The 13,721-nt window shown below is 60.7% G+C and carries 15 protein-coding genes; 11 read left to right on the top strand and 4 right to left on the bottom strand.

The window, feature by feature from the left end:
• Nucleotides 1-20: 20 nt before the first annotated feature.
• Both H8S34_RS06770 and H8S34_RS06765 read right to left on the bottom strand, forming a co-directional pair.
• Nucleotides 21-941 (bottom strand): nucleotidyltransferase family protein, encoded by a 921-nt coding sequence (locus H8S34_RS06770; protein ID WP_101692056.1) that lies wholly within the window; start codon nucleotides 939-941, stop codon nucleotides 21-23.
• 205 nt (nucleotides 942-1,146) lie between these two features.
• A complete protein-coding gene (locus tag H8S34_RS06765; RefSeq protein WP_186963407.1) occupies nucleotides 1,147-1,911 on the bottom strand; it encodes an HpcH/HpaI aldolase family protein in 765 nt (254 codons plus the stop codon).
• 373 nt (nucleotides 1,912-2,284) lie between these two features.
• Between H8S34_RS06765 and H8S34_RS06760 the strand changes: the two genes are divergently transcribed.
• The 3 genes from H8S34_RS06760 to galU all read left to right on the top strand — a co-directional run bounded on the left by H8S34_RS06760 (nucleotide 2,285) and on the right by galU (nucleotide 4,652).
• Nucleotides 2,285-2,962 carry a 3'-5' exonuclease gene (locus H8S34_RS06760; RefSeq protein WP_101691849.1) on the top strand — a complete coding sequence of 226 codons (678 nt, stop codon included), beginning with the start codon at nucleotides 2,285-2,287 and terminating at the stop codon, nucleotides 2,960-2,962.
• 147 nt (nucleotides 2,963-3,109) lie between these two features.
• A complete protein-coding gene (locus H8S34_RS06755) occupies nucleotides 3,110-3,661 on the top strand; it encodes a QueT transporter family protein (protein ID WP_186963405.1) in 552 nt (183 codons plus the stop codon).
• Between the two features lie 121 nt (nucleotides 3,662-3,782).
• Nucleotides 3,783-4,652: a UTP--glucose-1-phosphate uridylyltransferase GalU gene (galU, locus tag H8S34_RS06750; RefSeq protein ID WP_101691851.1), complete on the top strand. Its 870-nt coding sequence runs from the start codon at nucleotides 3,783-3,785 to the stop codon at nucleotides 4,650-4,652.
• Nucleotides 4,653-4,726: 74 nt separating this feature from the next.
• On the opposite strand, the gene H8S34_RS06745 is transcribed toward galU, so the two are convergent.
• The gene (locus H8S34_RS06745) at nucleotides 4,727-5,182 is read right to left on the bottom strand and encodes a hypothetical protein (protein ID WP_186963403.1); all 456 of its coding nucleotides are present in this window, start codon (nucleotides 5,180-5,182) and stop codon (nucleotides 4,727-4,729) included.
• A 96-nt stretch (nucleotides 5,183-5,278) separates the two neighbouring features.
• A complete protein-coding gene (locus H8S34_RS06740; protein WP_186963401.1) occupies nucleotides 5,279-6,634 on the bottom strand; it encodes an MATE family efflux transporter in 1,356 nt (451 codons plus the stop codon).
• 231 nt (nucleotides 6,635-6,865) lie between these two features.
• Here H8S34_RS06740 and H8S34_RS06735 point away from each other — a divergent pair, with 231 nt between their 5' ends.
• From H8S34_RS06735 to H8S34_RS06700, 8 genes are all read left to right on the top strand, one after another.
• Nucleotides 6,866-7,633 (top strand): hypothetical protein, encoded by a 768-nt coding sequence (locus H8S34_RS06735; protein ID WP_186963398.1) that lies wholly within the window; start codon nucleotides 6,866-6,868, stop codon nucleotides 7,631-7,633.
• A 149-nt stretch (nucleotides 7,634-7,782) separates the two neighbouring features.
• Complete coding sequence (rpsF, locus tag H8S34_RS06730; RefSeq protein ID WP_101691855.1) at nucleotides 7,783-8,079, top strand: 30S ribosomal protein S6; 297 nt, start codon at nucleotides 7,783-7,785, stop codon at nucleotides 8,077-8,079.
• 12 nt (nucleotides 8,080-8,091) lie between these two features.
• The gene (locus H8S34_RS06725; RefSeq protein WP_101691856.1) at nucleotides 8,092-8,565 is read left to right on the top strand and encodes a single-stranded DNA-binding protein; all 474 of its coding nucleotides are present in this window, start codon (nucleotides 8,092-8,094) and stop codon (nucleotides 8,563-8,565) included.
• 113 nt (nucleotides 8,566-8,678) lie between these two features.
• Nucleotides 8,679-8,918, top strand: a complete 240-nt coding sequence (gene rpsR, locus H8S34_RS06720; protein ID WP_087238992.1) for a 30S ribosomal protein S18 — start codon at nucleotides 8,679-8,681, stop codon at nucleotides 8,916-8,918.
• A gap of 578 nt (nucleotides 8,919-9,496) precedes the next feature.
• On the top strand, nucleotides 9,497-10,063 hold the full coding sequence (locus H8S34_RS06715) for an ABC transporter ATP-binding protein (protein ID WP_243207940.1): 567 nt from the start codon (nucleotides 9,497-9,499) through the stop codon (nucleotides 10,061-10,063).
• Complete coding sequence (locus H8S34_RS06710) at nucleotides 10,060-10,923, top strand: ABC transporter permease (protein ID WP_186963396.1); 864 nt, start codon at nucleotides 10,060-10,062, stop codon at nucleotides 10,921-10,923. Before H8S34_RS06715 ends, H8S34_RS06710 begins: the two co-directional genes overlap by 4 nt.
• Entirely contained in the window at nucleotides 10,923-12,266 is a 1,344-nt protein-coding gene (locus tag H8S34_RS06705) for a DUF7088 domain-containing protein (protein WP_186963394.1), read from the top strand. The genes H8S34_RS06710 and H8S34_RS06705 overlap by 1 nt, the downstream gene beginning before the upstream one ends.
• Nucleotides 12,253-13,662 carry a DUF4340 domain-containing protein gene (locus tag H8S34_RS06700; protein WP_186963393.1) on the top strand — a complete coding sequence of 470 codons (1,410 nt, stop codon included), beginning with the start codon at nucleotides 12,253-12,255 and terminating at the stop codon, nucleotides 13,660-13,662. Before H8S34_RS06705 ends, H8S34_RS06700 begins: the two co-directional genes overlap by 14 nt.
• Nucleotides 13,663-13,721: the final 59 nt, after the last annotated feature.

Genomic DNA, 13,721 nt, shown 5'->3' with positions numbered 1-13,721 from the left:
AGATCCGGCCAAGGGACTGATTATTTCCAGAGCTGTTCGGGATAGAGGCCCCGCTGGGTCATGTCGGCAATGGCCTGGACCACAGTGGGCTTATCCTCCTTGTAGGTGACGCCGTACCAGCGGTCGTGGCTGCGCAGGACCTGCACCCGGGCCTTGCCCTCGTCGATGAGCTGGCTGACCACGCTGGGGAGGAAGTACTCCCCCTTTTCCGGCTGCTCGGTGAGGGCCCGGTCCAGGAAAGCGGGGAAGCGGGACTGGGCCTCCCGCAGGAAGCTGGGGGTGAAGCCCCACAGGTTCATGGACACGATGGTGTCCCCGGGCAGGGCGGACCAGGTGGCGCCGCCGTCCTCGGTGAAGCGGGCGTGGTCCCCGTCCTTTTCAATGTGGGTGTGCTCGGTGACCTGGCGGAGGTAGTGGTTTTCATCCTCCACACACACGCCCCGGGCCACGTGTCCGTGCTCGGTGACCGTGTTGCCCAGCAAGTAGCCCACCATGGCGTACTCATAGTAGTCCCCGTCGGGATGGGAGAGGAGATAGTCGTAAATGGTCCGGAAGGCCTCGGGGCCGTAGTAGTCGTCCGAGTTGATGACGGCAAAGGGGCCGTCCACCACATGCCGGGCGGCCAGCACCGCGTGGCAGGTACCCCAGGGCTTGACACGCCCCTCGGGCACGGCGTAGCCCTCGGGCAGATCGGTGAGCTCCTGGTAGGCATAGCGGACCTCCATGACCTGGGAGAGCCGGTCGCCGATGGAGGAGCGGAAGGTCTCCTCCAGCTCCCGCTTGATGACAAAGACGACGGTATCAAATCCGGCCCGGTGGGCGTCGTAGATGGAATAGTCGATGATGAGCTGGCCGTGACTGCCCACAGGGTCCACCTGCTTGAGTCCGCCATACCGGCTGCCCATGCCGGCGGCCATGACCACGAGAACGGGTTTCTGCATCGTAAAACACTCCTTTTTCCTCTGCCGCAGCAGGGTGGGGGCCATTCCCCGGCGGGGCGCGGCCTGCCTTCCTATTATACCGCCCCGGGGGACGTGCCGCAACCCCCGTCCCGGGGCCCGGGACACGCAAAAGCGCCGCATCCCGTTTCGGACGCGGCGCTTTTGCTTGAGTCAAAGAGTTTTGGGAAAATGGGAAAGGAAAAACTTATTCACCCTTCACCTTGTGCAGAAGGTCGGTGAAGGCGCGGGTGATGAGGGTGGTGGCCATGCCGATGGGGATGTACTGGAAGCCCTGCTCCGCACGCATCTTGGCGATCTCGGGGTACTCGGCGTACACACCGGGGATCTTGCCGTACTTCTTGCAGGCGGCCAGCACGATGTCGGCGGCCTCCTGGATGCGGGGGTGATCGGTCTGGCCGGGGATGCCCATGGACTGAGACATGTCGTAGGGCCCGAGGAAGAGGACGTCCACGCCATCCACGGCGGCGATCTCCTCAATGTTCTGCAGGCCGATGATGTTCTCAATGTGGACGGAGACCAGCGTCTCAGCGTTCTCGTGCTCGATGTAGTCCGTAAAGGGGGTCTTGCCGTAGTCGCAGGAGCGGGTCATAGCCGAGCCGCGGATACCCATGGGGTAGTACTTGGCGCGGCGGACAGCCAGCTCGGCGTCCTCCCGGGTGTTGATCTGGGGGACCTGCACGCCGTGGGAACCCACGTCCAGGGCGCGGAGGATCTCGGTCTCACCGTTGAAGGTGACCCGGGTGATGGGGGTGGTGCCGCCCGCCTGAGCGGCGCGCACCAGATGCATGGTGGCCTCGGGGGACAGATAGCCGTGCTCGCAGTCCAGAATGACAAAGTCGAAGCCGGCCAGGCCGCCGATTTCCACCACGTCGGTGGAGTTCAGGCACATGAAGGTGCCGAAACAGGTCTTACCGGCGTAGAGGTCGTGTTTGAGTTTGTTGGTAAACATGATTTATTCCTCCCTGCATTCTGTCGGGGTGCGGTGGGAAGGCCGCACCGGGGGCAGAACAATCAATCACAGCGATTGCCCTCTTTGCATTTCATATTGCGGAATCAAGTTCCACAATACGAAAGAAAAAAGAGCCGGTCCTGAGTTCAAACTCAGACCGGAGCCGGAAAAAACCGGTTCTGCTGATATAATAGCGAAGGCCGGGCCGCTTGTCAAGGGGCGGATTGTGTATTTTCGGCAAAAAGGCCCCAGAGGGACAAAGTATCTGAGCGATACTTGCCAGAGCGGACGGGGATGCTATAATGGTCTTTGCACATCTGAGAACAACCGCCCGACCCAGGTCCCGGAGCGGGAGGAGAAAGAAGGGGCGCACATGTACGATACGCATATTTTTCTGGATTTTGAGATGAATCCCATTCCCCGGGAATACCGGGAGGCCCGGGAGATCGCCCGGAGCGAGATTGTGGAGATCGGAGCGGTCAAGCTGGACCGGGAATACCGCCTGGTGGACCGCTATTCCTGCTATGTGAAGCCGGAGTACGGCCCCATCCACAAGCGGATCACCCAGCTCACCGGCATCACCGACGCCGACGTGGCGGGGGCCAAGCCCTTTGCCCCGGCCATGGAGGACTTTGCCGCCTGGATCGGAGAGGGGAGAGGGCGCATCTACTCCTGGAGCCGCAGCGACCAGTACCAGCTCTACGATGAGAGCTGGCTCAAGGAGGCCGAGCTCCCCTGGCAGCTCAACCAGCGGTGGATCGACTTCCAGGCGGTGTATACCCGGCTCATCGGGCTCTCCCGCTCCAATCCGCTCTCCCTGCAGAATGCCCTTGGCGCGGCGGAGTACCGCTTTGCGGGGGAGGCCCACCGGGCGGTGCAGGACGCGGAAAACTCGGCCTCCCTCCTGATCCTGGTGAAGGAGGGCCGCCTGGCCCAGCAGGCCGGCGTGGTCATGCAGGCCATGCGCCCCAAGGAGGAGCACAGCTTTGCCCTGGGCGGGGAGGCGGCCGAGAAGCTCCGGCAGTTCCTGGCCAGCCAGGAGCAGGGGTAAGCGCTCCCCCTTTACAAGGTGCGGGAAACATGCTAGAATACCTCCCGACTGGTTTCCAACCCAGTCCAAGCACGGCGCAGCCGTGTTCGTTCGGCGGGGCAGGTCCCCGATCCGTTCTCTAAACAAAAAATGGGAGGAAAATTCAATATGAAAGTCAATCAACCCCAGAACACCCGTACCCGCACCCGGGAGCTGACCATGGCCGCCATGGTGGCCGCCCTCTACGCCGTACTCAGCTACTTCGGCAACTTCTTCGGCCTGACCTATGGGCCCATCCAGTGCCGGTTTGCCGAGGCACTGTGCGTGCTCCCCTTCCTCTTTCCGGCCACGGCGCCGGGGCTCTTTGTGGGCTGCCTGGTGACCAATCTGATGAGCACCGTGGGCCCGCTGGATACCGTGCTGGGTTCCCTGGCCACGCTGCTGGCCGCCCTCTGGACGGCCCGGATGCCCAACCGCTGGCTGGCTCCGCTGCCGCCGGTGCTGTGCAACGGCGTGATCGTGGGCGCCATGATCACCTGGTATGAGGTGGGCTTTGGCCCTGGTTTCTGGGGGATGTTCGCCTTCAACGGCGTGACGGTTGCCCTGGGTGAGCTGCTGGCCTGCTATGTGCTGGGATCCATCCTGCTGACCGTTCTGCCCCGTGTGGGTGTCCTCCGTGCCCAGATCCCGGCCGGACGCCTGCGTACCGAGAAAAACTGAGTTTCCTTGGATGCCCCGCCGCTCCCGGTAACGGGAGCGGCGGTTTTTCTGGCCTTTTTCCCCAAACTGTGGTACACTGGGGACAATCCTTTGAATTTGATTACTGAGGAGGTCTTTCACTGTGAAAGTGCGTAAAGCTGTCATCCCCGCCGCGGGGCTGGGCACCCGGATGCTTCCGGCCACCAAGACGGTACCGAAGGAAATGCTTCCCATGGTGGACAAGCCGGTTATCCAGTATATCATCGAGGAGGCCGTGGAGGCCGGCATCGAGGATATCCTGATCGTCACCAACCGGGCCAAGTCGGCCATGGACGACTATTTTGACTACTATCCCGAGCTGGAGACCCGGCTCAATCAGGCGGGCAAGGAGAAGGAGCTCACCGAGGTGCGCCGGGCCGCCGATCTGGCCAACATCTTCTATGTGCGCCAGAAGGAGACCAAGGGCCTGGGCCACGCCATCTGGCGGGCCAAGCGCTTCGTGGGAGACGAGCCCTTTGCCGTGCTCCTGGGCGACGACATCATGCGGGCCCGCAAGCCGGTCACCCGGCAGCTCATCGAGGCGGCCGAGAAGTACGACGCGTCGGTGGTGGGCGTGCAGAAGGTCTCCACCCAGGCCATCTCCAAGTACTCCTCCGTCAAGATCTCCCCCCTGGAGGAGCGGATCTTCTCGGTCTCCGACATGAATGAGAAGCCCCGGCCTGAGCAGATGTTCTCCAACTATGCCATCCTGGGCCGCTATGTGCTCAAGTCGGATATCTTTGACATCCTGGAGAACCTCCAGCCGGGCTACGGCGGAGAGATCCAGCTCACCGACGGCCTGAAGGAGCTGTGCCGCCGGGACCGGATGGTGGCGGTGGACTTTGAGGGCCGCCGCTACGACACCGGCAACCTCCAGGGCTTCCTGGAGGCCACCCTGGACTTCGCCCTGGACCACCCCGCCACCGGGGACTGGCTGCGCCACTTCATCAAGGAGAAGGCCCGGGTGCTGTAAGAGTTACTTCCAAATAAAAGAAAACATCCTCCCTGTGGTCGGAACGGCCGTGGGGAGGATGTTTTTTGTTTCCATCATTTGCCTCTGGCCTTCCAAAAGCAGCCCGCACACCCGGCGGCAAAGAGGAGGAGCCAGGCCAGAAGGTAGACAAGCCACATCTCCAAAGTGGGCAGGAAGGGCTGGATCAAAACATTGGAGAGGGTAAAGCCCAGGGACAGAAGGGGGAGAAAGTAGAGCTGCGGGGCGGCGCCCAACAGGTTGAACCAGTATCGTCCCATCACCAATTCCTGATAGAGCACCAGGAGGAGCATCAAAAGACCAAAGGCGCTGAGAAGAAGGGCCTGGACGATGGGCTGCCCCTCCCGGGCGGAGACGCGGCGGGCCAGCAGGACCCAGAGGAGCAGAAAACCGATCGATACGGCATATAGCAAAATGCTGGAACTGGGCAGAGAGAGTATGACGAAATTCAGGGCATACCCCAGCGGCAGGGGGAGGATACCAAGCAGCAGCAACGCGATGTTTCTCTTCATGGTGCGCACCTCCGATTCACGATCTTGCTGGATGATTGCACATACAGTATACCGAATGTGGAGAGAAAGCGCAACAAAAGGCACAAAGGAGAGGGATCAGACCGCCGATTCCTCCAGCCCGGCGAAGAGGACGGCCCGCCGGCGGCGGTAGTAGAGGAAGCCGGCCAGATCGGCCAGGAGCCAGCCGATGGGCACCGACCACCAGATGCCCAGCACGCCCACGGCGGGGATGGCGGAGAGGGTGTAGGCCAGCAGCACCCGGGTCCCCAGGGAGATCACGGTGAGGACCAGGGACATCCCGGGACGGCCCACTGCCCGGTACAGGCCGTAGAGGAGGAAGAGACACCCGATGCCGCAGTAGAAGGCACCCTCCACCCGGAGGTACTGCACGCCGATGGCGAGGATCTCCACCTCCTCGGGCTGGACAAAGAGGAGCATCAGGGGGCGGGCGAAGAGACAGACCGCCGCCGAAATCACCACGCAGAAGAGCAGGGCGGCCGCCACGGCGCTGCGGATGCCGGAGCGGATGCGCCCGGCCTTCCGGGCGCCGTAATTCTGGGCCACAAAGGTGGAAAAGGCGTTGCCGAAGTCCTGCACCGGCATGTAGGCAAAGGAGTCGATCTTGACCGCCGCGGCAAAGGCGGCCATGACGGTGGTGCCGAAGCTGTTGATGAGCCCCTGTACCATGAGAATGCCGAAGTTCATCACCGACTGCTGGAGGGAGGTGAGGAAGGAGAACTGGGCGATCTCCCGCAGCTGCTCCATCCGGATGCGGAAGCTGCTCCGGTCGGGGCGGAACTGGGGACAGCGCACCCAGGTGTAAAGGCCGATGCCCAGGCCCGAGACGTACTGGGACAGCACCGTGGCCCCGGCCGCTCCGGCCACTCCCCAGTGGAACACCAGGACAAAGACCAGGTCCAGGGCGATGTTGAGCAGGGCGCATACCGCCAGAAAGAGCAGGGGCACCAGGGAGTTGCCCACTGCCCGCAGAAGAGAGGCAAAATAATTGTAGAGGAAGGTGGCCGCGATCCCCCAGAAGATTACCCACAAATATTCCCGCATCAGGGGGCGGGTATCCGGTGGTACCTGAAGGAGGGTGAGAATGGGGTCCAGCAGGAGAAAGACTGCCAGGTTGAGGACCAAAGTCACCCCGCCGATGAGCAGGAAGGAGGCGGCCAGGCTGCGCTGGAGCCGGTCTTTGTCCCCGGCGCCGTGGCAGATGGAAAAGACGGCTCCGCTCCCCATGCAAAGCCCCAGCAGGATGGAGGTGAGGAAGGTCATCAGAGTGTAGGACGACCCCACCGCCGCCAGGGCAGAGGCACCGAGAAAGCGGCCCACGATGAGGGTGTCGGCCACGTTATAGCACTGCTGGAGCAGATTTCCCAGCATCATGGGCAGCGCAAAGAGCAGCATGGTGGCGGTGATGGGGCCGCGGGTCAGATCGCCGGACATATCCGTCCTCCTCTCAAAAGCACAGATTCTGTACTACTATAACATGAAAGGGCCGCCTGCAAAAGGGGGGAGGACGGGCGAGAGAAAAATTTTGCAAAAAAATGGGAAAGAGGTGCGGCCTTCCTCCAGATATCCGATATAGTAGCAGCAAACTACGGGAGGGGTTCTCTGCTTGTCATTCACGCTTTGATGTGCTAAAATGCATGTAAGGTACAAAAAGGGGGAGAGAGTATGATTTTTGTCTATATCATCCCTGTATATGTCATCTTGGCGGCCATTCTCATTGCCATCGGCGGAATCTATCATATCGTCACGGAGATGTATGTACTCCTCTTTACGATCACCACATTTCTGACGGTCATCGGGGGGATCTATACCTTCTTTGTGTCCATCTCGAAAGCCGTCGCCACCAAGAGAGTCTATCTTCTGCTCCCCGGCGTGCTCTTCCTGGTGTTTGGGGCGTTCGCCACCAGCGTGTTCAAGCAGAGCCTCTGTCTGTCGCAGCGATGGCTCGAGAGTGTCAGCTTGGAAACCCTGGGTACCCTGACGATCCATAAAAACGCCGTTTTTCTGTGGTCGATCCTGGCTGCAGTTGTGCTGTCCCTGCTGTTCGCGGTGTTCTTCCGCAAGTCGTATCAGACACCAAAAACGGGAAGCAGTGTGCTCTTCAGCCTGCTCTCCTGTCTGATTTTGATCGTTCCGGTATTTGCCGTGCACGGATATGCGGAGCATGCGTACTATGAGCAAAACAGCACGTCCTATGAGCAGGTGTACACCGTCAAAGAAACGGTGGCCGTAAAACGGTATGTAAATGAAAGCTATCGCGGAAGTATGCTGACAGTCCAAGGCGGGGACGATCTGATCCGGATGCTGTTCCCCCAGAAGCTGGAAAAAGGGGAGACCGTCTATGGGGAGGCGTATCAATCCGGCGATATCCTGGTGTTCAATGATGACCATGTAATCGGAGAGGTCCCGTCCGAGTACCTGGAACCGCAATAAAGCCGGAAAGAAATCTTTGCAGAAAATGGGGAAAGGGGCTTGACTTTCCCGGAAAATCCGATATAATAAAAAGGCTTGTTTAGAAAACAAGCACATCCTTGCCCCCGCATGATACGGGGGCCATATGTCCATAAGGAGGTGCAACGAAAATGGCAAAGCTGAATGCGAACTACGAGGCCGTCTACATCCTCGATCCCAACCTGGGCGAGGAGGCTACCGCCGCTCTGGTGGCGAAGTTCAAGACTCTGGTCGAGAACAACGGCACTCTGGCCGAGGTTGACGAGTGGGGCAAGCGCCATCTGGCCTATCCCATCAACGACCTGAACGAGGGCTACTATGTCCTGATGACCTTTAGCTCCGCTCCCGCCTTCCCCCAGGAGCTGGACCGAATCTTCCGCATTACCGACGGCGTGATGCGCTCCATGATCATCTGCAAGGATGAGTAAGGAGGCGCTTCCATGCTGAATCGCATTATCCTCATGGGTCGCCTGACCCGGGATCCTGAGCTCCGCCACACCCAGACGGGGACCCCTGTGGCCTCCTTCTCCCTGGCGGTGGACCGGGATTTCAAAGACAAGACCACCGGCGAAAAGGCCACCGATTTCATCGATATCGTGGCCTGGCGGCAGACGGCTGAGTTCGTCTCCCGCTTCTTCACCAAGGGCCGCCTGGCCGTGGTGGAGGGCCGCCTCCAGCTGCGCGACTGGACCGACAAAGACGGGAACAAGCGCCGCAGCGCCGAGGTCGTGGCCGACAATGTCTACTTTGGCGACTCCAAGCGGGATGCCGAGGGCGGCGGCTATGCGCCCCCGCCGCCGGCTTACGGTGGATACAGCGCCCCGGCGCCGTCCGCGCCCGCTTATGCCGCGCCGCTCAGCGGCGGCGACCAGTTCGCCGACCTGTCCGACGACGACGGCGAGCTCCCCTTCTGAGGAGCGACTGTTTTGCAGTTCAGCCGGTTCTTCCGGCTTGGCGTTAAGCGCCATTCCGCTCCGCGAAAGCGCTCCGGCTCTTGCGGAAGCATCGTTGAAAGGAGTACTGTACCATGGCTATGGATAGAGAGCGTCCCCGCGGCCGCAAGCGCCGCAAGGTCTGCACCTTCTGTGTGGACAAGGTGGAGCACATCGACTACAAGGACGCGGCCAAGCTGCGCCGTTTCCTGTCTGAGCGTTCCAAGATCCTGCCCCGCCGTACCACCGGCACCTGCGCGATGCATCAGCGCCAGCTGACCGAGGCCATCAAGCGCGCCCGTCAGATCGCCCTGCTGCCCTTCGTGACCGACTAATCGGAACGATTTGAGAGCGGACCAGCCTTTTGCTGGTCCGCTCTTTTTTGCGTGTCGAAGTTTTTCGACACGCCTCTCAAAAATGCTTGCATTTTTGAGAGGGGATGCAGGACGCCGCGCGCACTTCGTCGGGTCAAAGTCCGCACCGTTCGCCCCGGCCTAACGGCCAGGGTTCACTCCGCTCCCTTGCCCCTCCTCTCCCAAACAAACCCACTTCGCTGGGCTTTGTTTGGGTTCCCGGTTCGCACACTTGCGTCCTGAGAAGTGTGTTTTCCGACGTACACGCCGCCGGAAAACACGATTGGACTTTTTTCTGCCGTCTGCGGATGGCAGAACTCTGCGAGGCTTTTGTACCTAGTATGGCAGGAATGCACTTTATTGCTAGACGGAGCAGACCAGCCTTTTGCTGGTCCGCTTTTTTGTTTTACCCCCCTTCCGGGTCTGATCCGGGAAGGGGGCGTATTTTTTGGGGCCATCCCGGTTTCTTTAGGTTCACTTTAGGACGGCGGAGTATACTAGACAGGCCCGCGGACGGGGGCCGTCCGCAGGCCGAGAATAACAAGCGAGGAGGTTCCTCCATGATCAAGGTCGAGCACTTGACAAAGTACTACGGCGATTTCCTGGAGGTGGACGATCTGTCTTTTGAGATCGACGAGGGCCATGTGTATGGATTCCTGGGGCCCAACGGCGCGGGAAAGAGTACCACGATGAATATGATGACAGGCTGTCTGTCGGCCACTTCCGGCCGTGTGGAAGTGGGCGGATTCGATCTGTTCGAGGACGCCGATCAGGCCAAGAAGCTGATCGGCTATCTGCCCGAACAGCCCCCCCTCTACATGAACGAGACGCCGGCGGAGTACCTGCGCTTCGTGGGAGAGGCCAAGGGGCTCCGGGGCGCCGAGCTGGAGCGCCAGATCCAGGCGGTGATCGAGCAGGTCCGGATCGCTGAGGTCAAGAACCGGCGCATCTCCGCCCTGTCCAAGGGCTACAAGCAGCGGGTCGGGATCGCCCAGGCCCTGCTGGAGCTGACGCTGAAACGGGCCAGCCTGGAGGACATCTTCCTGGAGCTGACTGAAAACGGAGACCCGGCCGACCAGACACCGGCCGGAGAGACCACGGAGGAACAGGAGGGAGAAGGCGCATGACAGCCGTTTTAAAGCATGAATTGAGAAGCTATTTCCACTCCTTCACCGCCTATGTGTTCGGCGCATTTCTGCTGGCCATCGTGGGCTTCGGCGCCATGCTGTACAATTTGCAGGCGGCGGTGAGCAATTTCGAATATGTGCTCAGCTTCGGCAGCATCGTCTTTGTGGTCATCGTGCCCATCCTGACCATGCGGGTCATTGCCGAGGAGCGCAAGCAGAAGACCGATCAGCTCCTCTACTCCCTCCCCATCACCACCACCCAGGTGATTTTGGGGAAATATCTGGCCCTGCTGGCGGTCTATCTGATCCCCCTGGCCGTCATTTCCATCTATCCGATCATCTTCGCCCAGTTTGGCGATGTATACCTGCCCACCTCCTACGGGTCCCTGGTGGCCATCTTCATCATGGGCGCGGCCCTGGTGGCGCTGGGCGTATTTATCTCCTCCCTGACCGATAACCAGGGCCTGGCGGCCGGAATCGGGATCGCCGTGATCCTGTTCAACTATTACAGCGTGAGCCTCTCGGAGTATGTCTCCTCCACGGCCGCCGGCACGGTGATCGCCCTGGGCGTCCTGGTGCTGGCCCTGGGTGCGCTGATCCGGTATCTGACCCGGAACGAGTATCTGGCCTACGCCGTCGCCTTTGTGCTGCTGGCCGCCATCTGCATCACGGGCTTTGTGGACCCGGAGGCCTTTGAAGGACTCCTGCCAAACATCATGCGGCAGCTGTCCTTCTTTGAGCGGTTCAATACCTTTGTCAGCGGCGTCTTTGACCTGACCGCCATCGTCTATTACCTGTCGGTCATCGTCTTTTTCCTGTTCCTGTCGGTCCAGTCCCTGGAGAAAAGGAGGTATCATTGATGAAACGCTGGAAACTCCTTTCTGACGGGGGACGGGCGGAGAGAAACCGCATCGCCTTCCAGGGAGGCTCCTATTCGCTCATCGCCACCGCGGTGGTGCTGGCCATCCTGATCGCACTGAATATCCTGGTCTCGGCCCTGCCGGCCAATCTGACGAAATATGACATCAGCGCCAGCAAGCTCTACTCCATCACCAGCAACACCAAGGTGGTGGTCAATGCGCTGGAGGAGGACGTGACCATCTACTGGATCGTCCAGTCCGGCGAGGAGGACGATGTGATCGAGACCCTCCTGAACAAATATGACAGCCTCTCCGACCACATCACGGTGGTCAAGAAGAATCCCGACGTCTATCCCACCTTTGCCGAGCAGTACACCAGCGAGACGGTGCAGAACAACAGCCTCGTGGTGGAGTGCGGGGAGCGCAGCCGCTTCATCGGGTACGACGACATCTACGTCCAGGAGCCCGATATCTACTCCTACTCCTACAACACCTCCTTTGACGGTGAGGGTGCCATCACCTCTGTCATCGACTATGTGGTCACCGAGGATCTCCCCCAGCTGTATGTGGTGGAGGGACATGGCGAGCAGGCTCTGCCCGACAATTTCCAGGAGCAGATCGAGCAGGAGGTGGAGATGCTCTCCAGCTACGCGGAAGCGGGCGGAAAGCTGCTGGTCATGGCCGGCCCCACTGAAGAGGGTTCCCTGAGCAATCTGTACAGCCTGCTCTCCGACTACGGAGTGAGCACCACCGAGGGCATCGTGGTGGAGGGAGACCGGGAGCACTATACCGGCTATCCCTACGTCCTTCTCCCCGAGATGTCCAGCCATGCCATCACCGACCCCCTCATGGAGGAGCACTACTATCCCAACATGCCCATCTCGCAGGGCATGACGGTGGATGAGACGGCGGGCAGCGCGGTCACGGTGCTGCTCTCCACCTCGGAGGAGGCCTTCAGCAAGAGCGCGGGCTATCAGCTCACCAGCTATGAGAAGGAGGAGGGCGACGTGGACGGTCCCTTTGCCGTGGGCCTCTCCATCGACTGCTCCAATGAGGGACAGATCGTCTGGTTCTCCTCGGCGGCCTTCCTGGACGATATGTACAACGCCCTCTCCTCCGGATCCAACTCGGATCTGGCTATGAACGCCCTGTCCTCCCTGATCGGAGAGAGCGAGGCCATGGCCATCCGCAGCAAATCCCTGAACTATAACTATCTGTCCATCAGCGACTCCACCGCGTCGCTGCTCAAGACCCTGATGATCGGCGTATTCCCCCTGGGCTACCTGGGCATTGGCGTCTGCGTCATTGTGAAGAGAAGGAGGGAGCAACATGAAGCGGGCTAAACGGCTCTATGTGCTGCTGGGCGTTCTGGTGGTGGTCTGCATCGCCGCCTTCGCCGTGGTGAAGCACGAGGAGCGGCAGGAGGAGATCCGCAACAGCGGCGAGATCGTCCTGGAGATCGACCCCGAGACGGTGGATGCCCTCTCCTGGGAATACGAATCGGAGAGCCTGGCCTTCCACAAGGATGAGACCTGGCAGTACGACGAGGACGCGGCCTTCCCGGTGAGTGAGGAGAAGATCCAGGAGCTGCTGGAGCCCTTCCAGGCGCTGGAGGCGGCCTTCATCATCGAGGAAGTCACCGATTACAGCCAGTATGGGCTGGACAATCCGGTCTGCACCATCCACCTCTCCGCCGGGGAGGAGGACTATGAGATCAAGCTGGGCAATTACAGCACCATGGACTCCCAGCGCTATCTCTCCACCGGGGACGGCAACGTCTACCTGGTAGAGGACGATCCCATGGAAGACTACGAAATTACCATCCGCGACATGATCGCCAACGATGAGACCCCCTCGTTCGGCCAGGTCACGGGCATTCAGTTTGAGGGCGCGGACTCCTACCAGGTGGTCTATCAGGAGTACTCGGAGGAGAGCCCCTACACCTATTGCAGCGAGGACGTCTACTTCCGGCAGGAGGGGGAGGACCTCAAGCCCCTGGACACCAACCTGGTGGAGAGCTATCTCAGCGGGATCGAGAATCTGACCCTGGATAACTATATGACCTATCAGGCCGGGACGGAGGATCTGTCCCAGTACGGACTGGATGCACCGGAGCTGACGGTCACCGTCACGTACACGCCGGAGGAGGATGAGGAGGGCGAGAGCCAGACCTTTACCCTCCACATCAGCCGCTCTCCCGAGGAGCGGGCTGCGGCCGAGAACGACACCGCGTCGGAGGAGGACGAGGAAGAGGAGATCACCGCCTATGCCCGGGTGGGAGACTCTGAGATCGTCTATCAGATCACCGGCGAGAGCTATGAGAAGCTGATCGCGGCCGGATATGATGACCTGCGGCACAAAGAGGCGCTGACGGCGGACTTTACCCAGGTGACCGGTCTGGACATCACCCTGGAGGGCTCGGTCTACAACCTGACTTCCGAGGGAAGCGGAGAGGACAAGACCTTCCACTTCGGCGAGGAGGAAGTGGACGTGGCGGACCTGCAATCGGCCCTGGAGGGACTGACTGCCGACAGCTTCACTCAGGAGGAGCCCACCCAGAAGGAGGAGATCGCCCTGACGGTCTACCTGGACAGTGAGGTCCACCCCAGCGTGCAGATCCAGCTCTACCGCTATGACGGGGAGAACTGTCTGGCCGTCATCGACGGGGAGCCGGTCTCCCTCATCCCCCGCTCTGCGGTGGTGGATCTGATCGAAGCGGTCAACGCCATCGTGCTGTAATCTGACAGCAATCCGAAATCCAGAGACAACGAAAGGCCCCGGCGCGTCAGCGCCGGGGC

Source organism: Pseudoflavonifractor hominis (assembly GCF_014288125.1).
In the GTDB taxonomy this organism is placed as follows: domain Bacteria; phylum Bacillota; class Clostridia; order Oscillospirales; family Oscillospiraceae; genus Pseudoflavonifractor_A; species Pseudoflavonifractor_A gallinarum.
This window is presented reverse-complemented; position numbering and strand designations above follow the sequence as displayed.